The sequence below is a fragment of the Allobosea sp. NPDC055353 genome, from assembly GCF_053644975.1.
Map to the genome: position 1 here is coordinate 248,191 of NZ_JBSHMC010000002.1, position 19,574 is coordinate 267,764.

At 67.6% G+C, this 19,574-nt stretch carries 19 protein-coding genes; 14 read left to right on the forward strand and 5 right to left on the reverse strand.

Translation table 11 applies throughout. From position 1 onward, the window contains the following. Positions 1 to 20: 20 nt before the first annotated feature. From ACWIEX_RS14485 to aspS, 3 genes are read right to left on the reverse strand one after another with little or no spacing between them, the layout of a single operon-like run. Positions 21 to 329, reverse strand: a complete 309-nt coding sequence (locus ACWIEX_RS14485) for a hypothetical protein (protein ID WP_454033731.1) — start codon at positions 327 to 329, stop codon at positions 21 to 23. Between the two features lie 7 nt (positions 330 to 336). Continuing rightward, positions 337 to 705, reverse strand: coding sequence for a hypothetical protein (locus ACWIEX_RS14490; protein ID WP_454033732.1), 369 nt, complete (start codon positions 703 to 705; stop codon positions 337 to 339). A 5-nt stretch (positions 706 to 710) separates the two neighbouring features. Then, complete coding sequence (aspS, locus tag ACWIEX_RS14495; RefSeq protein ID WP_091856677.1) at positions 711 to 2,489, reverse strand: aspartate--tRNA ligase; 1,779 nt, start codon at positions 2,487 to 2,489, stop codon at positions 711 to 713. A gap of 170 nt (positions 2,490 to 2,659) precedes the next feature. Here aspS and ACWIEX_RS14500 point away from each other — a divergent pair, with 170 nt between their 5' ends. After that, positions 2,660 to 2,941, forward strand: coding sequence for a hypothetical protein (locus ACWIEX_RS14500; RefSeq protein WP_454033733.1), 282 nt, complete (start codon positions 2,660 to 2,662; stop codon positions 2,939 to 2,941). Positions 2,942 to 2,989: 48 nt separating this feature from the next. Then, a complete protein-coding gene (rnd, locus tag ACWIEX_RS14505; protein WP_061966896.1) occupies positions 2,990 to 4,129 on the forward strand; it encodes a ribonuclease D in 1,140 nt (379 codons plus the stop codon). Between the two features lie 230 nt (positions 4,130 to 4,359). Here the strand turns inward: rnd and fliP are convergent, their stop codons facing one another. After that, positions 4,360 to 5,067, reverse strand: a complete 708-nt coding sequence (fliP, locus tag ACWIEX_RS14510) for a flagellar type III secretion system pore protein FliP (RefSeq protein WP_454033734.1) — start codon at positions 5,065 to 5,067, stop codon at positions 4,360 to 4,362. A 221-nt stretch (positions 5,068 to 5,288) separates the two neighbouring features. Beyond that, on the reverse strand, positions 5,289 to 6,617 hold the full coding sequence (locus ACWIEX_RS14515; RefSeq protein WP_454033735.1) for a hypothetical protein: 1,329 nt from the start codon (positions 6,615 to 6,617) through the stop codon (positions 5,289 to 5,291). A gap of 220 nt (positions 6,618 to 6,837) precedes the next feature. Here ACWIEX_RS14515 and ACWIEX_RS14520 point away from each other — a divergent pair, with 220 nt between their 5' ends. From ACWIEX_RS14520 to ACWIEX_RS14575, 12 genes are all read left to right on the forward strand, one after another. Further along, on the forward strand, positions 6,838 to 7,239 hold the full coding sequence (locus ACWIEX_RS14520; RefSeq protein ID WP_454033736.1) for a flagellar basal body protein: 402 nt from the start codon (positions 6,838 to 6,840) through the stop codon (positions 7,237 to 7,239). A gap of 2 nt (positions 7,240 to 7,241) precedes the next feature. Continuing rightward, the gene (flgC, locus tag ACWIEX_RS14525; protein ID WP_454033737.1) at positions 7,242 to 7,652 is read left to right on the forward strand and encodes a flagellar basal body rod protein FlgC; all 411 of its coding nucleotides are present in this window, start codon (positions 7,242 to 7,244) and stop codon (positions 7,650 to 7,652) included. 32 nt (positions 7,653 to 7,684) lie between these two features. Beyond that, on the forward strand, positions 7,685 to 8,008 hold the full coding sequence (gene fliE, locus ACWIEX_RS14530) for a flagellar hook-basal body complex protein FliE (protein WP_454033738.1): 324 nt from the start codon (positions 7,685 to 7,687) through the stop codon (positions 8,006 to 8,008). A gap of 24 nt (positions 8,009 to 8,032) precedes the next feature. Then, entirely contained in the window at positions 8,033 to 8,299 is a 267-nt protein-coding gene (fliQ, locus tag ACWIEX_RS14535; RefSeq protein WP_454033739.1) for a flagellar biosynthesis protein FliQ, read from the forward strand. A gap of 92 nt (positions 8,300 to 8,391) precedes the next feature. Then, a complete protein-coding gene (fliR, locus tag ACWIEX_RS14540) occupies positions 8,392 to 9,147 on the forward strand; it encodes a flagellar biosynthetic protein FliR (protein WP_454034795.1) in 756 nt (251 codons plus the stop codon). A 7-nt stretch (positions 9,148 to 9,154) separates the two neighbouring features. Next, positions 9,155 to 10,222, forward strand: a complete 1,068-nt coding sequence (gene flhB, locus ACWIEX_RS14545) for a flagellar biosynthesis protein FlhB (RefSeq protein ID WP_454033740.1) — start codon at positions 9,155 to 9,157, stop codon at positions 10,220 to 10,222. 72 nt (positions 10,223 to 10,294) lie between these two features. Beyond that, on the forward strand, positions 10,295 to 12,799 hold the full coding sequence (gene cckA / locus ACWIEX_RS14550) for a cell cycle histidine kinase CckA (RefSeq protein WP_454033741.1): 2,505 nt from the start codon (positions 10,295 to 10,297) through the stop codon (positions 12,797 to 12,799). 235 nt (positions 12,800 to 13,034) lie between these two features. Continuing rightward, positions 13,035 to 14,081 (forward strand): recombinase RecA, encoded by a 1,047-nt coding sequence (gene recA, locus ACWIEX_RS14555; protein WP_454034796.1) that lies wholly within the window; start codon positions 13,035 to 13,037, stop codon positions 14,079 to 14,081. A gap of 188 nt (positions 14,082 to 14,269) precedes the next feature. Then, positions 14,270 to 16,912 carry an alanine--tRNA ligase gene (gene alaS / locus ACWIEX_RS14560; protein WP_454033742.1) on the forward strand — a complete coding sequence of 881 codons (2,643 nt, stop codon included), beginning with the start codon at positions 14,270 to 14,272 and terminating at the stop codon, positions 16,910 to 16,912. A 7-nt stretch (positions 16,913 to 16,919) separates the two neighbouring features. Then, the gene (locus ACWIEX_RS14565) at positions 16,920 to 18,083 is read left to right on the forward strand and encodes a cyclic nucleotide-gated ion channel (RefSeq protein WP_454033743.1); all 1,164 of its coding nucleotides are present in this window, start codon (positions 16,920 to 16,922) and stop codon (positions 18,081 to 18,083) included. After that, complete coding sequence (locus ACWIEX_RS14570; RefSeq protein ID WP_061966884.1) at positions 18,080 to 18,709, forward strand: hypothetical protein; 630 nt, start codon at positions 18,080 to 18,082, stop codon at positions 18,707 to 18,709. Before ACWIEX_RS14565 ends, ACWIEX_RS14570 begins: the two co-directional genes overlap by 4 nt. Positions 18,710 to 18,901: 192 nt before the next feature. After that, complete coding sequence (locus ACWIEX_RS14575) at positions 18,902 to 19,567, forward strand: hypothetical protein (protein WP_454033744.1); 666 nt, start codon at positions 18,902 to 18,904, stop codon at positions 19,565 to 19,567. The last annotated feature ends 7 nt before the right edge of the window (positions 19,568 to 19,574 follow it).

Genomic DNA, 19,574 nt, shown 5'->3' on the forward strand with positions numbered 1-19,574 from the left:
GGGGCCGGAAGCAAGCGATTTCAGCGACGCGCGAGCGTGCCGATCTCGCCCCTGATCCGCTCGCGCTCGCTCGCTTCGCAGCGATGCGGCGCCTTGTAGGACTTCACGGCATAGCCGGCATTGGCCGCGATGAACCGTTGCCGATCCCGCCCGTCGAGCCGCGCGATGATGCGGCCGCGATCGACGCGCAGGCCGCAATCATAGGCGCGCGAGACCGTCGCGGCGGCATATTCCACCGTGCCCGGAACCGGTCCGGCAACCGTGCAGGCGCCGAGCGCCGAGAACAGGGTCACCGTGGCGGCAAGCTTCGGGATCGAAGGCATCGGCATTGGGCGCTCAGAGCGTGTTGAAATCCCCGGCGCGAATGCGGCCCATCCGTGCCTTCAGTTCGGCCCGTTCTTCGGCCGTGCAGGCCTGCGGCCGCACGCCCTGGTTGACCATCTCGGCTTCGGAGACGCCGATATAGGCCGAGCGCGCTGCCGCGATCTGCTGATCGTCGGCGCCGCGCGCCTTTTCGGCCGCGAGGAAGCGGTCGAGCGTCGTGCGCTGCGGCGAGCCCGCCCTGCAGGTGATGGCGCGCGACACGGTCGTCGCCAGCGCCGAAGCACGCCCGCTGCTGCTCTCGCCATGGGCGACGCAGGCGCCGAGCAGCGGCGTCAGGAAGCAGGCGAGCGAGAGGGCTCGCCCGGCAGGCAGGGAAGGCATGGTGGTCAGCCGTTCTTCTCGGGCGGATTGACGCGCAGATGCGCCTCGCGCAGTTGCTTGGGCGAGGCTTCCGCCGGGGCGCCCATCAGGAGATCCACGGCCTGCTGGTTCATCGGGAACAGCGCGACCTCGCGCAGGTTCGTGGCACCGGCCAGCAGCATGATGATGCGGTCGACGCCCGCCGCCATGCCGCCATGCGGCGGCGCGCCGTACTGGAAGGCGCGATACATGCCGCCGAAGCGCTCGATCACCGTCTCCTCGCCATAGCCGGCGATCTCGAACGCCTTCACCATTGCCTCGGGGCGGTGGTTGCGGATACCGCCGGAGGCGAGCTCGAAGCCGTTGCAGGCGATGTCGTACTGGAAGGCCTTGAGCGAGAGCGGGTCTTCCTCGTTGAGCGCCTTCAGGCCGCCCTGTGGCATCGAGAAGGGGTTATGCGAGAAATCGACCTTCTTCTCGTCCTCGTTGTACTCGAACATCGGGAAGTCGACGATCCAGGCGAAGGCATATGCGTTCTCGTCGATCAGCCCGAGATCCTGGCCGACCTTGTTGCGGGCGCTGCCCGCGAACTTGTAGAACTTGTCCGGATCACCCGCGACGAAGAAGCAGGCATCGCCGCCCTTCAGCCCCATCTGCTTGATGATCGCGGCGACGCGCTCCGGGCCGATGTTGTTGGCGATCGGCCCCTGGCCCTCGCCGTCTTCCTTGACCATCAGGTAGCCGAGGCCCGGCTGTCCCTCGCCCTGCGCCCAGGAGTTCATCCGGTCGCAGAAGGCGCGCGAACCGCCCTTGGGCCCAGGGATAGCCCAGACGCGGTTCTTCTCGCCTTCGAGGATGCGGGCGAAGACCTTGAAGCCCGAGCCGCGGAAAGGCTCGGAGACATCCTGCATGATCAGCGGGTTGCGCAGGTCCGGCTTGTCGGAGCCGTATTTCGCGATCGCCTCGGCATAGGGAATGCGCGGCCAGTTGCGCGCGACTGTCTTGCCCTCGGCGAATTCCTCGAACACGCCGGTGATGACCGGCTCCATCGTCGCGAACACGTCCTCCTGCTCGACGAAGCTCATCTCGACGTCGAGCTGGTAGAACTCGCCCGGCAGACGGTCGGCGCGCGGGTCCTCGTCGCGGAAGCAGGGCGCGATCTGGAAGTAGCGGTCGAAGCCCGCCATCATCAGGAGCTGCTTGTACTGCTGCGGCGCCTGCGGCAGCGCGTAGAACTTGCCGGCATGCAGGCGGCTCGGCACCAGGAAGTCGCGCGCGCCTTCCGGCGAGGACGCGGTCAGGATCGGCGTCTGGAACTCGGAGAAGCCGGAATCCTTCATGCGGCGGCGCATCGAGTCGATGACCTTGGTGCGCAGCATGATGTTGTTGTGCAGCTTCTCGCGACGCAGGTCGAGGAAGCGGTACTTGAGGCGGGTATCCTCGGGATATTCGAGATCGCCGAAAACCGGCAGCGGCAGTTCGGCCGACGGGCCGAGCACCTCGATCGCCGTCGCGAAGACCTCGACCGCACCTGTCGGCAGGTTGGCGTTCTCGGTGCCTTCGAGGCGGGCCTTGACCTTGCCGTCGATGCGCACGACCCATTCCGAGCGCAGCGTCTCGGCATCCGCGAAGGCCGGCGAATCGGGGTCGATCACCACCTGCGTCATGCCGTAATGGTCGCGCAGGTCGATGAAGAGCACGCCGCCATGGTCGCGAATGCGGTGGCACCAGCCGGACAGGCGCACATTCTGGCCGATATCGCTGTCACGGAGTGCGCCACAGGTATGGGAACGATAGCGATGCAGGGTCACGGGATCGGTCTTTCGGAAATACGTCAAAGGCCGGTCCGTAGGACCAGCCGCAGCTTGCGGCTAAGCACACGCGCGCGCCCGAAATGTCAAGAACGCCCGCGACATCAGCTGTTGCCGCCGCTACGATCGTGACGTTCAGCCCGGCCTGCCCAAGCGAGCCCACCATGACCAGCCGACCTTTTGTCCATTGTCTTGCAGCATCGGCGGCGATGATCGCATTCGGATCTTCGATCGACTGCGCCGAGGCCCGGCCAGAGCCGAGAAGCGCCTACGCCACGGGCCTGCTGATCGCCCAAAAGCGCAACTACGCGAACCCGGATTGTTATGCGCGGATCTTCGCCCAGCACGCCCAGCTGAAACCCGGCCCGCGCCGCGACTACTGGTCCGCCCCCGCGAGCCCTGCCTATAAGGGCGAGCTCTGGGGGCGGTGTCGGATCAGTCGCTGAGACTGATCCGACTCGACGCCGCTCCCCCTTCTCCGCTAAGCCGAAGCCATGCATCTCATTTCCGATACCGCCGCGCTCTCCGCCGCTTGCGACCGCCTCGCGACCCACCCCTTCGTCACGGTCGACACCGAGTTCCTGCGCGAGACCACCTATTACCCGAAGCTGTGCCTGATCCAGCTCGCCTCGCCGGACGAGGCGGTGCTGGTCGACCCGCTCTCGCCCGATCTCGACCTCGCCCCCTTCTTCGGGCTGATGGTCAACGACGCCGTCGTGAAGGTCTTCCACGCCGCCCGGCAGGACCTCGAAATCGTCTGGCTGCTCGGGCGTGTCTTGCCGACGCCGCTCTTCGACACGCAGGTCGCGGCCATGGTCTGCGGCTATGGCGACTCGGTCGGCTATGAACAGCTCGCCAACGACCTCGCCAAGGCGCGCATCGACAAGTCCTCGCGCTTCACCGACTGGTCGCGCCGTCCCCTCAACGAGGCGCAACTCGTCTATGCCGAGGCCGACGTCACCCATCTGCGCGACATCTACCTCGCCCTGAAGGCCGATCTCGACGCCAGCGGCCGCGAGAGCTGGGTTGCCGAGGAAATGTCCGTGCTGACCTCGCCGGGGACCTACGAGGTCAAGCCGGAGAATGCCTGGCTGCGCCTCAAGGGCCGCATCCGCAAGCCGCGCGAACTGCCGAACCTGATGGAGATCGCCGCCTGGCGCGAGCGCGAGGCGCAGACTCGCGACGTGCCGCGCCAGCGCGTGCTCAAGGACGACGCGCTGATGGATATCGTCCAGCGCGGTCCGCGTTCGGTCGAAGCGCTGGCGGAGCTGCGCTCCGTCCCCAACGGCTTCGAGCGCTCGCGCAACGGCGCCGAGGTCCTCGCCGCGATCGAGCGCGCCGCCGCCATCGATCCGAAGACCCTGCCTCGCCTGGAGCGCGAGCGCGGCCGGCCGACCAGCGCCGCCGTGCTCGATCTGCTCAAGGTGCTGCTCAAGGCGGTCGCCGATGCCGAGCGCGTCGCGCCCAAGATCATCGCCTCCACCGACGATCTCGAGGCGATCGCCTCCGATGACCTTGCCGAGGTGCCGGCCCTGCAGGGCTGGCGTCGCAGCGTCTTCGGCGAGAAGGCATTGGCGCTCAAGGACGGCTCGCTCAGCCTGCGCATCCAGCGCGGCCGGGTGGTCGTGGGGTGAAACTCTGCCTGCATCCATAAGGCCGCGGGGAACCCCTCTCCTGTAAGGAGAGGGGCAGGGGTGAGGTGTAGGCCCTCGACCAGCGAAGCGCCTCGTAGCGACCGCGATAGCGGTTAGGCTCCGGCCAAACGTCCAACGGCCTACACCTCACCCTACCCTCTCCTTACAGGAGAGGGTTCCCGCGCAATCTTCGCTTAGCTGTTTAAGGCCTCGCTTAGCTGTTTAAGGCCTCACCCGCTGCCGTAACTCTTCACCAGCGATCCCGCGACCAGCCCCCAGCCGTCGACCAGCACGAAGAAGATCAGCTTGAACGGCAGCGCCACCGTCACCGGCGGCAGCATCATCATGCCTACCGACATCAGGATCGAGGCGACGACGAGGTCGATGATCAGGAAGGGCACGAACAGCAGGAAGCCAATCTCGAAAGCCCGGCGCAGTTCCGAGATCATGAAGGCCGGTACCAGGATCTCGACGCCGACATCCTGCGGCTGCTGCGGGCGCGGCGCCTGCGACATGTCGAGGAACAGCTCCAGGTCCTTCTCCCTGACATGCTTGAGCATGAAGGTCTTGAACGGGACGACGCCGCGGTTATAGGCCTCCTGCGGCTGGATCTGGCCCGCGACCAGCGGCTGGACGGCCGTCGTGTAGGCCTCGCGCAGTGTCGGCGCCATGACGAAGCCGGTGAGGAACAGCGAGAGCCCGAGGATCACCGCGTTCGGCGGCGCGGTCTGCGTGCCCAGCGCCGAGCGCAGCAGCGACAGCACCACGACGATCCGGGTGAACGACGTCACCATGATCAGGATCGACGGCGCCAGCGACAGCACCGTGATGACGGCGATGAGCTGCAGCGCCCGTTCCGCCACGCCACCGCCCTGCCCGAGATCGAGCGACAGCGTCTGCGGCAGCGCCGGCACCGTCTGAAGTGCGAGCAGCAGCACGGCCGCCGCCAGGGTGCGCCCGCTTCGAAACCGTCTCGTTCGTCTGCTGCTGAAGTTCACGCGCGCCGCCAATGCCCGACTCAACCGACCGGGCGCACCGAGGCTACCGATGCGAAAACGCCGCGCAACCGATGCGCGGCGTCGATGAGCCGGGATGGCCGAGTATCCTGTTGATGGTCGGCCGCCGTCAGGGCGCCGCCATCAGGCTGCGGCTTGCCGCCTCAGGATTTGGCCTTGGGGTCGCGGCCGAGCAGCCGGGCGAATTCAGCCTCGATCGCGTCGACCGAGAAGGGATCGATCTCCTTCGCAGCCGACTCGGCCGGCTTTTCCGGCTCGGGCTGCGCCTTGGGGCTCTCGGCCGGGGCCGGCTCGTCCGGGCTGGCGGCAGGGGCCGGCTCCGCGGGAGCGGGCTCCTCCTCGGCGATCGATTCGGGTTCGGGCGCAGGTTCCGGTTCCGGATGATGGATCTCGGCCGGCTTGGCCTCGAATGGCCGGGGCTCGGGCGCTTTCGAAAGGGGGCGATCCAGCGTCAGCCCGAGTGCCGCGGCAAGTTCGGCCTCGACATCGCTCGGAATCGGCTTCTGGCGTGGCGTAGCCGCCGGAGTCGGCACAGCGACCGGCTCGGGCTCAGGCACGATCTCGGGCTCCGGGGCGGGCGGCTCGACCACGGGCGCAGCCTCTCCAACCGGCGGCGCTTCCTCCTCGACGACAGGCGCCGGGAAAAGCTTCTCTGCCGGAACAGGGGGCTCCACGGCCGGCGCAGCGCTCTCGGCCGCTGTCTCGCCGGAGAGATTGGCCGGGCGCACGGCGGAGAAGGGCCGCTTCAGCGCCTCCTCGAGCTGGCGCGTCATGTCGTCGAGCTCACCAGGACTGACGGCGGGCTGCGGCGCATGTTCGCGTGCGAAGCTGGGCGCGGGTCCGGAGGTGACGGGCGGCGCCGGCATCGCGGGGACCGCAGGCTTGGCAGCGGCGGAAACCGCTTCGGCGGCTGCAACGCCCAGAGCGGCGGAAACGCCTGCGGCGGCAGCGGTCGCAGCCGCAGGGGTCGGCGGCGCCGGCTCGACCGGGACCGAAGCCGGACGGGTCGGCAAAGGCGGCAGCAGCTCCGGCCCCTCGGGAGCGTAACCGGCGCGGCGCGCCTCATCGCCCGCCCGCATCGCAGGCTCGCTCGGCGGCACCAGCGTCTCGAACGGCGGCAGCGGCCGATCCGCCGCGGCAGTGTCGACATAGGCCGGCGCCGCAGCGCGAGCGCCGCTGCGCAGGATATTGGTCTCGACCACGACGTCGGACGCGCCACCGATCATCACCAGATGCTCGATATTGTCGCGCCGGATCAGGACGAGCTGACGCTGGCGGTCGAGGTCGTAGGTATCGACCACGCCGAGGCGGGGCTGGCGCTGGCGCCCCCCGGCCTGGCCGCGCAGCCTGAGCCGCCCGCCCTGGATCTGCCGCACGAACAGGCCCAGCAGGGCGAGCAGCACGAGAATGACGACAGAGGCGACGATCACCTTCTGCGCGGTCGAGAGTTCCAATCCGAACAAGCTCTGCAAGGTCTGCCTCTTACGCGACGGCCGCCCGGACGGCCGTTAAGTCCCGCCCATGGTTGAACACCTTGGCTATAGCATAACGCTTTCGCTATCGGGAAACATGGTGAACGTGTGGTTAACCACACCTGCGAAACCCCGCTCCTTAACCGGATATTAACCATGCACCCGGCAGGATTTGCCGAGTAGACCGGCCTCGCCGGTGGCGAATACGGGAGCGGGAGCCATGGCGAACGACGGCTTGAACGTCAGCGGCGGCCTGATGCAGGCGCTGAAACTGCGCATGCACTACCAGCAGTCGCGCCAGAAAATCCTCGCCGAGAACGTCGCCAATGCCGACAGCCCCGGTTTCCGCCCGGTCGACCTCAAGCCGCCGAGCGTCGACCCGGCGCGCGCCGGTGTAGCGGTCGCCCAGACCAATGCCGGCCATATGAGCCTGACCAGCGCCAATGGCGGCTTCGATGGCACTGGTGCCCCGCGCTTCGAGACCACGCCCAACGGCAACGCGGTGAATCTCGAGGACGAGATGCTCAAGGTCGCGCAGAACCAGTCGGATTATCAGCTCGCCGCCTCGCTCTACAGCAAGGGCCTCGGCCTGATGAAGATCGCGATCGGGAAAGGGCGCTGATCATGGACCTGATCAAGAGCATCGCCGTCGCCGCCTCAGGCCTGCGCAGTCAGTCGGGGCGCATGCGCGTCATCTCCGAGAACATCGCCAACGCCGATTCCGGCCCGGAGCGTCCCGGCGCCGAGCCCTATCGGCGCAAGGTCCCGACCTTCCAGCGCCATTTCGACCGCACCCTCGACGCCCAGCTCGTCGCGCTCGGTAAGGTCCAGCGCGACCAGAGCGCCTTCAAGGTCAAGCATGATCCGGGCAACCCGGCGGCCGACGCCAAAGGCGATGTCCAGATGCCGAACGTCAATTCGCTGGTCGAGATGGTCGACATGCGCGAGGCCCAGCGCAGCTATGAGGCCAATCTCAACCTGATCTCTTCGACGCGCCGGATGATCCAGCGCACCATCGACATCCTGCGCGCCTGAACCGCAGACCTCCAGAACGGGACTAGACCGCCATGGCCACTCCGGGTTTCGCCGCGGGCGCCTATGCCTCCATCCAGGGGATGGGTGCCGGCAATCTGATGCGCAAACCGCTCGCCGCGGGCGGCGCGGAAGCGGGCGGGCCGGATTTCTCCGCCCTGCTCGGCAAGGCGCTCGACGCCACCGCCACTGCCGGACGTGAGGCCGATGCCCAGACCGCAAGCGTCGCTGGCGGGCGGGCCGACATCGTCAATGTCGTGACGGCGGTGGCCGAGAGCGAGGCCGCGATCGAGACCCTGGTCGCGGTGCGCGACCGGGTCATCGCGGCCTATGAGGAAATCATGCGGATGCCGGTCTGACGGCTGAAAGATCGGGTAGACGTCATGACTTCCGGAGCCATTCTCGACATCGCCCGCGACGGCATCGTCGTGTTTCTCAAGGTCGGCGGCCCGCTGATGCTGATCGCGCTCGCGGTCGGCCTCATCGTGTCGCTGGTGCAGGCGCTGACGCAGATCCAGGAACAGACGCTGGTCTTCGTGCCGAAGATCATCGCCGTCTTTGCTGCATTGCTGCTGTTTCTCCCGTTCATGGGAGACGCTCTCGCGGGTTATATGGGGCGAGTCGCCGCCCGAATCGCCACGGGCGGATGAGCCCGTCACGCCTGCTGCCGGCCTTCGCCGGCGCGGGGCCGCGGCGCCCGTCCTGGCGTGCAAGTCCTTGGCGCAAAGGTGCCCGCGGCACGATGCAGATCGCGATCCTGCCAGAGATCAGCGCCCTTTTCGTGCTCGTCTTCGCGCGGGTCGGCACGCTCGTCATGCTGATGCCCGGCATCGGCGAGCGCTTCATCTTCTCGCGGGCGCGGCTCTCGCTCGCCTTCTTCATCGCGCTGATGATCGTGCCCGTCGCCCGCCCTTCCCTGCGCGTGCCCGGCGACGTCTCCGGCGTCGTCACCCTGCTCGTCGGCGAACTGCTGATCGGCCTCGTCATCGGGCTCTGCGCCCGGCTGGTGATGGCCTGCCTGCAGACCGCCGGCACGCTCGTCGCGCAGACCATGGGGCTGGGCTTCGCCATGACCGTCGATCCGACCGGCGGCATGCAGAACCCCTCGATCGGCAACTTCCTGACGATGCTCGGCATCACGCTGATCCTGACCACGGACCTGCACCACATCGCCATCGCCGCGATCCATGAGAGCTATCGCCTGCTGCCGCCGGGCGGTGCCGTCGATATGACCGACGTGATGGCGCTGGCGATCCGCTCGGCGGCGCGCGGCTTCGCCTTGGCCATCCAGATCTCCGCGCCCTTCCTCGTCTTCGGCCTGCTGTTCAATCTCGGCCTCGGCGTGCTCGCGCGGATGATGCCGCAATTGCAGGTCTTCTTCCTCGCCGTGCCGGCCTCGATCTTCGGCGGCATGCTGGTCCTGCTCGTCGTGATCGGCGTGATGATGAGCGTCTTCATCGATGATCTCGGCGCCTTCCTGCGCCAGTTCACGGGCTGAGGTCGCGATGTCCGAGGACACCGAAAACGAAGACAGAACAGAAGACCCGACCCAGCGAAAGCTCGACGACGCCACCGAGAAAGGCGACGTCCCCAAATCGCAGGAGATCGGTACCTTCTTCGTCCTCTGCGGCTTCACGCTCGCCTTGCTTGTCGCCGCCGGCTGGTCTGCCCGCGAGGCGACGCTGTCGCTGCGCTCCTTCCTGATGAACGCGCATCAGGTCCCATCGGACGGCGCTGCCTTCATGCAGGTCACCCGGCAGGGCGTGCTCACCGGCTTCATGGCGCTGGGCCTCCCCTTCGCCTTCATCCTCTGCGCCGGCCTCGCCGGCGCCATGCTCCAGCACAAGCCGCTCTGGACCTTCGAGCCGCTGATGCCGAAGTTCAACCGGATCTCGCCGATGGCCGGGGCCAAGCGGCTCTTCGGCAAGGAAGCCTGGGTCAACTTCGCCAAGGGCCTCGCCAAGACGACGCTGATCGGCGTCGTCGTCTGGTACACGCTCTGGGGCCAGCATGACCGGCTCGAAGGCTTCGCGCAGATGGGCGTCGAGGCGCTGATGCCGGCGACGCTGTCGCTCGCCATCCAATTGATGGGCGCGGTCCTCTCCCTCTTCGCCATCATTGCCATCGGCGATTTCGGCTGGCAGCGCTTCTCCTGGTACCAGCGCCAGAAGATGACGAAGCAGGAGATGAAGGACGAGTTCAAGAACTCGGAAGGCAATCCCGAGGTCAAGGCGAAGCTGCGCCAGATCCGTGCCAGCCGCGTTCGCAAGCGGATGATGGCGGCGGTGCCCAAGGCGACGGTGATCATCACCAACCCGACGCACTTCGCCGTCGCCCTGCAATACGAGCCCGGCATGGCGGCACCGCTCTGCCTCGCCAAGGGCGTCGACACCATGGCGCTGAAGATCCGGGAGGTCGCCGGCGAGCACCGCGTGCCGATCATCGAGAACCCGCCTTTGGCGCGTGCGCTTTACGCCACGGTCGACATCGACGAAGAAATTCCTGTCGAACACTATCAGGCCGTCGCCGAAGTCATCGGATACGTCTTGCGCCTGAAGGGTCGGCGCGCCTAACTCGGCAGGGATGCGAAGGAAGGATGGCCGCGGGGTTTCCGCAGCGGCCCCAAGCGAACGGACTCCACCGCAATGAGCGGCACCACGGCGACCAATACGATCGATCGCTCCGACAAGCCCGGCCATATCGGGATCATCCTGTTCGTGGCCGCCCTGCTTGTGGGCGCGGCCATCGCGCTCGGCTTCCTCGCCAATGAATGGGCGCAGCCGCTGATCCTCGGCCTGCTGGCCCTGCTCTCGGTCGTCGGCGTCTTCGGGCTCTTCGCCTTCGCCATCGGACTCGTGCAGTTTTCCGGCCGCGCCGCCCGCAACGACCTGACCAAGGCTGTCGTCGACGGCGCCGATGACGGCATCGTGGTGACCGAGAGCGAAAACGAGATCGTTTATGCCAACGAGGCCTATCTGGCACTGGCGGGCGCGACAGGCGCCAACGACCTCAAGCCCGTGGGCCGCCTGCTGACCGGCCGCGCCGACGTCTCCGAAGCGATTTACCGGCTCGCCACCGCCGCCCGCGAGCATCGCCGCCTGGTCGAGGAGGTCCGGCTCGAGCCCGCCCTGAACGGACGCAGCGAGGTCGGCTGGTACCGCGTCCGGGTCTCGCCCGTCCGCCGCGAGGCCTCGACCGCGACGCTCTGGTCGGTCGCCGACATCACGCCCGACCGCGAGCGCCAGGAAAACGCCTTCCAGGAACTCCAGCACGCGATCGACTATCTCGACCACGCGCCGGCCGGGTTCATCTCGATCGATGCCGATGGCGAGATTTCCTATCTCAACGCGACGCTCTCAGGCTGGCTCGATTTCGACCTTGCCCGCTTCGGCTCCGGCGGGCTGCATCTCGACGATGTCTGCACGCCCTCCGCCGCCGCCCTGCTCCAGGCGATCCGCGGCCAGCCCGGCGATGTCCGCGTCGAGGTGCTCGATGTCGACCTGAAGCGCCGCAACGGCGCCCCCCTGCCCGTGCGCCTGCACCATCAGGTCGCCTTCGGCCAGGACGGTCGCGCCGGCCCCTCGCGCACCCTCGTCCTCAACCGCACGGCGGGCGAGGCCGGCGCCGATGGCGGCAGCGACGCCGAGGTCCGCTTCGCCCGCTTCTTCCATTCGACGCCGATGGCGATCGCCACCATCGACGAGGCCGGCGCCATCCTGCATTCCAACGCCGCCTTCGCCCGCCTGATCCCGGCGGGCCTGCGGCCGCAGACCATTTACGACCTCGTCGCCTCCGGTGCCGGCCTCGATGCGGCGCTGGCCGAGGTGGTCGCCGGGCGCTCGGGTGGCGCCCCGCTGGATCTGGCGCTCGCCGGCGAGGATGGCCGCTCGGCCAAGCTCTACCTCACCCCCGTCGCCGGCACCGAAGGCGGTGACGGCGAACGCGCCATCGTCTACGCCCTGGAGACCACGGCCGAGCGCAAGCTGCGCGACAACATGGACCAGGCCGGCAAGATGCAGGCGGTCGGCCAGCTCGCCGGCGGCATCGCGCACGACTTCAACAACGTGCTGCAGGTCATCATCAACGCCTCCGAGTTCCTGCTGGCGAGCCACCGGCCGACCGACCCGTCCTTCCCGGACATCATGCAGATCAAGCAGAATGCCTACCGCGCCGCGGCGCTGGTCCGGCAGCTCCTCGCCTTCTCGCGCCGCCAGACCCTGCGCCCGCAGGTGCTGGAGCTCGGCGAGGTGCTCTCCGATCTTTCGCTGATGCTGAAGCGCGTCGTCGCCGACAAGGTCACGCTCGACGTCCGCCAGGGCCGCGACCTCTGGCCGGTCAAGGCCGATCTCGGCCAGCTCGAACAGGTCATCGTCAACCTCGCGGTCAATGCCCGCGACGCAATGCCCGACGGCGGCAAGCTCGCGGTGCGCACCCGCAACGTCACCCGCGAGGACTGCGCCTCCTTCGGTCAGGACGCCCTGCCCGCCGACGACTACGTCCTGCTCGAGGTCGAGGACAGCGGCACCGGCATCCCGCAGGAATATCTCGACAAGATCTTCGAGCCCTTCTTCACCACCAAAGAGGTCGGCAAGGGCACCGGCCTCGGCCTTTCGATGGTCTACGGCATCGTCAAGCAGACCGGCGGCTATGTCTTCGTCGACTCGACCATCGGCAAGGGCACGAACTTCCGCATCTTCCTGCCGCGCCACGTCCCGAGCCCGGAGGAGATCGCCGCCGAGGCAGCGGCCAAGGAAGCGCCGAAGAAGCTCGCCGCCGATCATACCGGCGCCGGCGTCATCCTGCTGGTCGAGGACGAGGATGCGGTGCGCGCGCTCAACGCCCGCATGCTGGTCTCGCGCGGCTATACCGTCCATGAAGCGGCCTCCGGCGTCGAGGCGCTGGATCTCTTCCTGCAGAACGACGGCAAGATCGACCTCGTCGTCTCCGACGTGGTGATGCCGGAGATGGACGGCCCGACGCTGCTCGGCGAACTCCGCAAGCGCAACCCGGAAACCAAGGTCGTCTTCGTCTCCGGCTATGCCGAGGAGGCCTTCCGCAAGAACCTGCCGGAAGGCGAGGAATTCCACTTCCTGCCCAAGCCCTTCACGATGAAGCAGCTCGTCGAGACCGTGAAGGCGGCGATGGGCTGAGGCCGGCGGCGCCCGGACAATCCGGGCGCCATATTCCGCTGCGGCCGCCCTCCCGGTGACAGCTCCTGACACCCCTCCTGACAGAAACTGACACCGAGAACAAAAAAAGAACTTGTGAACAAGAACAAAGCATGACCATCCTCATGTCAAGACGCATTGAGATGTCCCCGTCGCCCTGCCATAAGGAGCCCGAACCGTGAATCAGGCGAATCTCAAACTCGTGGAAGGCTCCTCGATGGACAAGGCCAAGGCGCTCGATGCAGCGCTCTCCCAGATCGAACGCGCCTTCGGCAAGGGTTCGATCATGCGGCTCGGCAAGAACGCGCCGTCGATCGAGATCGAGACCATTTCAACGGGCTCGCTCGGGCTCGACATCGCGCTCGGTGTCGGCGGCTTGCCCAAGGGCCGCATCGTCGAGATCTACGGACCGGAATCCTCCGGCAAGACCACGCTGGCGCTGCACACCATCGCCGAGGCCCAGAAGAAGGGTGGCGTCTGCGCCTTCGTCGATGCCGAGCATGCGCTCGATCCGGTCTATGCCCGCAAGCTCGGTGTCAATCTCGACGACCTGCTGATCTCGCAGCCCGATACCGGCGAGCAGGCGCTCGAGATCACCGATACCCTCGTCCGCTCCGGCGCCATCGACGTGCTGGTCATCGACTCCGTCGCCGCGCTCACGCCCCGCGCCGAGATCGAGGGCGAGATGGGCGATGTCCAGCCCGGCCTGCAGGCCCGCCTGATGAGCCAGGCCCTGCGCAAGCTCACCGCCTCGATCTCGCGCTCGAACTGCATGGTCATCTTCATCAACCAGATCCGCATGAAGATCGGCGTGATGTACGGCTCGCCGGAGACGACCACCGGCGGCAACGCGCTCAAGTTCTACGCTTCCGTGCGCCTCGACATCCGCCGCGTCTCGACGCTGAAGGAGCGCGACGAGGCGACCGGCAACCAGGTCCGCGTCAAGGTCGTCAAGAACAAGGTCGCGCCGCCCTTCAAGCAGGTCGAGTTCGACATCATGTTCGGCGAGGGCATCTCGAAGGTCGGCGAATTGATCGATCTCGGCGTCAAGGCCGGCATGGTCGAGAAGGCGGGCGCCTGGTTCTCCTTCGACAGCCAGCGCCTCGGCCAGGGCCGCGAGAACGCCAAGACCTTCCTCAAGAACAACCCTGACCTGGCCGCCAAGATCGAGGCCACGATCCGGCAGAATTCCGGCCTCGTCGCGGACCGCATCCTCGATCAGGCGGACCCGACCGCGGACGATCTCGACGAAGGCGAGGCCTGATCACAGCCTGTACCGTCCAGGACGAAGACGCGGGCGGCCTTCGGGCCGCCCTTTTCGTTTGCGGATAAGGCCTTGCCCGGTGTGCGCTGCGTCAAGCTTTCTGGACAGCGGCAAGCCGCCTGACTAGAACCGGTCCTTCCTGCCGGGCGCGCCCGGCCTCCTGCCCAAGATCAGAGCGCAAAAGAGCGATGAGCGGCGTCAACGATATCCGGTCGACCTTCCTCGACTACTTCAAGTCCCAGGGCCACGAGATCGTGCCGTCGAGCCCGCTCGTGCCGCGCAACGACCCGACGCTGATGTTCGCCAATTCAGGCATGGTGCAATTCAAGAACGTCTTCACCGGGCAGGAGAAGCGCCCCTATTCGCGCGCCACCACCGCCCAGAAATGCGTCCGCGCTGGCGGCAAGCACAACGACCTCGACAATGTCGGCTATACGGCGCGCCATCACACCTTCTTCGAGATGCTGGGGAACTTCTCCTTCGGCGACTATTTCAAGGAACAGGCGATCCACCACGCCTGGACGCTGGTCACCCGCGAATTCGGCCTGCCCAGGGAGAAGCTCACGGTCACCGTCTATTCCGAGGACGACGAGGCGCACGCGCTCTGGAAGAAGATCGCCGGCCTGACCGACGACAAGATCATCCGTATCGCGACTTCGGACAATTTCTGGCGGATGGGCGATACCGGCCCGTGCGGTCCCTGCTCCGAGATCTTCTACGACCACGGCGACCATATCTGGGGCGGCCCGCCCGGCTCGGCCGAGGAAGACGGCGATCGCTTCATCGAGATCTGGAACCTCGTGTTCATGCAGTACGAGGAAGCGGCCGGCGGCATCCGCACCGACCTGCCCCGCCCCTCGATCGATACCGGCATGGGGCTGGAGCGCATCGCGGCCGTGCTCCAGGGCACACATGACAACTACAATATCGACCTGTTCCGCGCCCTGATCACGGCCATCGCCGACCTGACCTCGGTCGATCCGGACGGGCCGATGAAGGCGAGCCACCGCGTCATCGCCGACCATCTGCGCTGCTCGGCCTTCCTGATCGCCGATGGCGTGCTGCCGTCGAATGAAGGCCGCGGTTACGTCCTGCGCCGGATCATGCGTCGCGGCATGCGCCATGCGCAGTTGCTCGGCGCCAAGGAGCCGCTGCTCCACAAGCTCGTCCCGGCGCTGACCCGCGAGATGGGCCGCGCCTATCCCGAATTGCTGCGTGCCGAGGCGCTGATCACCGAGACACTGAAGCTGGAGGAGACCCGCTTCCGCACCACGCTGGCGCGCGGCCTCACCCTGCTCGACGACGCCTCGAAGGATCTGAGCGCCGGCCAGAGCCTCAAGGGCGACGTCGCCTTCACGCTCTACGACACCTACGGTTTCCCGCTTGACCTGACGCAGGATGCGCTGCGCGCCCGCGAGATCACGGTCGATACCGAGGGCTTCGATGCCGCCATGCAGCAGCAGAAGGCCAAGGCGCGCGCCGCCTGGGCCGGCACCGGCGAGGCCGCGACCGAGACGCTCTGGTTCCCGCTGCGCGACAAGGTCGGCGCGACCGAGTTCTTGGGCTACGACACCGAGACCGCCGAGGGCGTGGTCACCGCGCTGATCCGCGACAATGTCGAGGTCCCCTCGCTGAAGGCCGGCGAGAGCGGCTTCATGCTGGTCAACCAGACCCCGTTCTACGGCGAGTCCGGCGGCCAGGTCGGGGATGCCGGCCAGGTCAAGGCGCCGGGCACGGTGGTCGAGGTCTCCGATGTCCAGAAGAAGCTCGGCGACGTTTTCGCCCATAGCGTCACGGTCAAGGAAGGCGAGCTGAAGCTCGGCGCCGCCGTCGAACTGGTCGTCGACCACGAGCGCCGTTCCGCGATCCGCGCCAACCACTCGGCGACGCATCTGCTGCACGAGGCGCTGCGCCTCGTCCTCGGCGACCATGTCGCGCAGAAGGGCTCGCTGGTCTCGGCCGATCGTCTGCGCTTCGACTTCTCGCATCCGAAGCCGATCAGCGCCGAGGAGTTGCGCGAGGTCGAGGAGATCGCCAATGCGATCATCCTCCAGAACGAGCCGGTCACGACCCGCCTGATGAGCGTCGACGAGGCGATCGCCTCGGGCGCCCGCGCGCTCTTCGGCGAGAAATACGGTGACGAGGTCCGCGTCGTCGCGATGGGCAAGAACCCGGCCGGCCGCGCCTATTCGGTCGAGCTTTGCGGCGGCACCCATGCCTCGCGCACCGGCGATATCGGCCTCGTCAGCATCGTCGGCGAAGGCGCCGTCGCAGCCGGCGTGCGTCGTCTCGAAGCGATGACCGGCAATGGCGCGCGCCTGCGCCTCAACGAGGAATCGCGCCTGCTCGACGGGCTCGCGAGCCTGCTCAAGGTCCCCGCAGCCGAGGCCGGCAACCGCCTGGCCGCGCTGATCGAGGAGCGCCGCAAGCTCGATCGCGAACTGACCGAGGCCCGCAAGAAGCTCGCCATGGGCGGCGGCGGCGCGGCCGAGGACCCGATTCAGGAGATCGCCGGTGCCAAGCTCTTGGCACGCGCCGTCACCGGCATCGAGATGAAGGACCTGAAGAGCCTCGCCGACGAGGCCAAGGCCCGCGTCGGCTCTGGCGTTGTCGCCATCGTCGGCGTCGCCGATGATGGCAAGGCCGGTGTCGTCGTCGGCGTCACGCCTGATATGACCGAGCGCTTCGACGCTGTCGCATTGGTGCGCGCGGCTTCCGAGCAGCTCGGCGGCAAGGGCGGCGGCGGCCGCCGTGACATGGCCCAGGCCGGCGGGCCGGACGGCAGCAAGGCGCAAGCCGCGCTCGATGCCGTCGCGGCTGCGATGCGCTGACCGAGAGATGGCCGCCGCCACGCCTCGACGGGGCTGGCGGTGGCAAGTTCACCTGTGGTTCGATCACGGTGCCGGCGACGATCTCGTCGCCACCGTGATCCACCGGGCGCTGGTCGCCCTGATCTGCGCCAACGTGCTGGCGATCGTGCTGGAATCGGTTCCCGCGCTCGCCGCCCGGTTCGGCCCTGCCTTCGACCTGCTGGAGCGCATCTCGCTCGCGGTCTTCACGGTCGAATACGCCATCCGCATCTGGATCGCGCCCGAGCATGCCCGCTATCGCGGGCTCAGCGCGACGCGCGCACGGCTTGCCTATCTTCGCTCCTTCCCGGCCATCATCGACCTGCTCGCGATCCTGCCGCTCGCGGTTGCGCTGCTTGGCTTCGGCGAGATCCGTATCCTGCTGCTGCTCCGCCTGCTGCGCTTCTTCAAGCTCGGCCGCTATTCGCCCGGCATGGCCTCGCTTGCGGCGGCATTGGCCTCCGAGCGCAAGGCGCTGGTCGCCTGCTTCGTCATCCTGATGGGCGTGATGCTGGTGGCGGCGAGCGCGATGCATCTGGTCGAGCATGAGGCCCAACCCGACAAGTTCGGCACCATTCCCGACGCGATGTGGTGGGCGATCATCACCCTGACCACGGTCGGTTACGGCGATGTCTTTCCGGTCACGGTGGCGGGCAAGGCGGTAGCGGCCGTCACTGCCGTGCTCGGCCTCGTCATGCTCGCCTTGCCGGTCGGCATCGTCGCCACCGCCTTCGCCCAGGAGATTCATCGGCGCGAATTCGTCGTCACCTGGAGCATGATCGCGCGCGTGCCGCTGTTCGGCGCGCTGGATGCGAACGAGATCGCTGCCGTGATGCAGTTCCTGCGCGCGCAGACGGTGCGCAGCGGCGCTGTCATCATGCATCAGGGCGAGCCCGGCCGGGCGCTCTATTTCATCGCCAGCGGCGAGGTCGAGGTCGCGCTCGCCAACAGTCGCGACCGGCTCGACGAAGGCCATTTTTTCGGCGAACTCCAGCTTGATGATATTGCCATCGCGAGCCACTCGCCTTGCCCGCAAGCGGCAGTAGCGACGGCTCCTTCCAAGCTTCTGGTGCTCGACCCCATCGATTTCCGGGCACTGACCACACGCCATCCCCGGCTTGCCGAGCGCATCCGGACGCTGGCGAGAGGATGAACGTGAAACGCCGCTTCCTGATCGGGCTTGCCGCCCTGCTCCTGCCGGCGCTTGCCGCCGCGCAGACGAAGCCCGCCCAACGCCGTAACGATGCCCCCGCCCTCTCCGCGGCGCGCACCATCGTCGCCGGCGCGCCGCTCAGCGTCTTCCTCACCCGCATGCCGCAAGGCGCGCGCCTTGCCATCGCGCGCCCGGATGATCCGGCAGACAAGGCGATCGTCGTCGTCGAGCCCAGGACCACGGTGCCGGCTCTCCCCACCCCCGGCGCCGTCGGGACTTACGAACTGCGCCTGACGGTGGAAAAGGCCGGCGCGCCCACGATCCTGCTGCGCCAGCCGCTCGCGACGACAGAGCCGAGTGCGACGCTCGCTGCGCCCGAGCGTGTCGGCCGCGGCCAGGGCGTGCCGGTGCGCGGCATCGGCCCCAATGGCGAGCAGGACCGCGTGATGCTGGTGAAGCCGGACGCGCCGGCCGACACGGACGGCCCGCGCTTCTTCCCCGCGGAGAATGTCGAGGCAACGCTGGAAGCGCCGGACCAGCCGGGTGTCTATGAATTGCGCTACATCCTGCATGCGCCGCTGGCGGAGCATCGCATCCTGGCGCGGCGGCCGGTCAGGGTGGAATGACCGGACACATCGCGATGCGGCGTGAGCGAAACCGCCCCGGCCGCCTGAACTGCCCCCCTTCAGTCACTTCCTTGCGACTATGCCGAGGCCGCCCCCAACAGGCCGAAAGCCATGTTAGGCTGCCCCTGCACCGGCTGCGGGCGTCGCTGAACGAACGTAGCCAAGAGCGAAGAAGACCAGGGAGACCGAACGATGAGCGCAAAATTCGTCACGCTTGCTGCGACCTTCGGATTGCTGGCGCTAACCGGCAGCACCACCCAGGCTCAGACCTCGGATATGACCTTTTTCATCACGAGCGCTGGCTCCGGCAAGGGCGCTGATCTCGGCGGGCTGGCGGGTGCCGATGCGATTTGCCAGCGCCTCGCCCAGGCGGCCGGCGCCGGCAGCAAGACCTGGCACGCCTATCTGTCGACGCAGGCAGCCGGCAGCACCGCCGCGGTCGATGCGCGCGATCGGATCGGCGCCGGCCCCTGGCGCAATGCCAAGGGTGCGGTGATCGCGAACAGCGTCGCGGACCTGCATGGCGGCGCGGCGAACCTCACCAAGCAGACGGCGCTCACCGAGAAGGGCGCAGCCGTCAACGGCCGCGGCGACACGCCCAACGAGCATGACATCCTGACGGGCTCGCAGCCCGACGGCACGGCCTTCGCCGCGGGCGAGGATCGCACCTGCGGGAACTATACGAAAAGCGGCGCGGAGGGCGCGGTGATGATGGGCCACCATGACCGCACCGGGCTCGACGAGTCGCCACCCGCGAAATCCTGGAACAGCTCACATGCCTCGCGCGGCGGCTGCAGCCAGGACGCCCTGAAAGGCACGGGCGGCGCCGGGCGCCTTTACTGCTTCGCCGTCAATTGACCCGGTC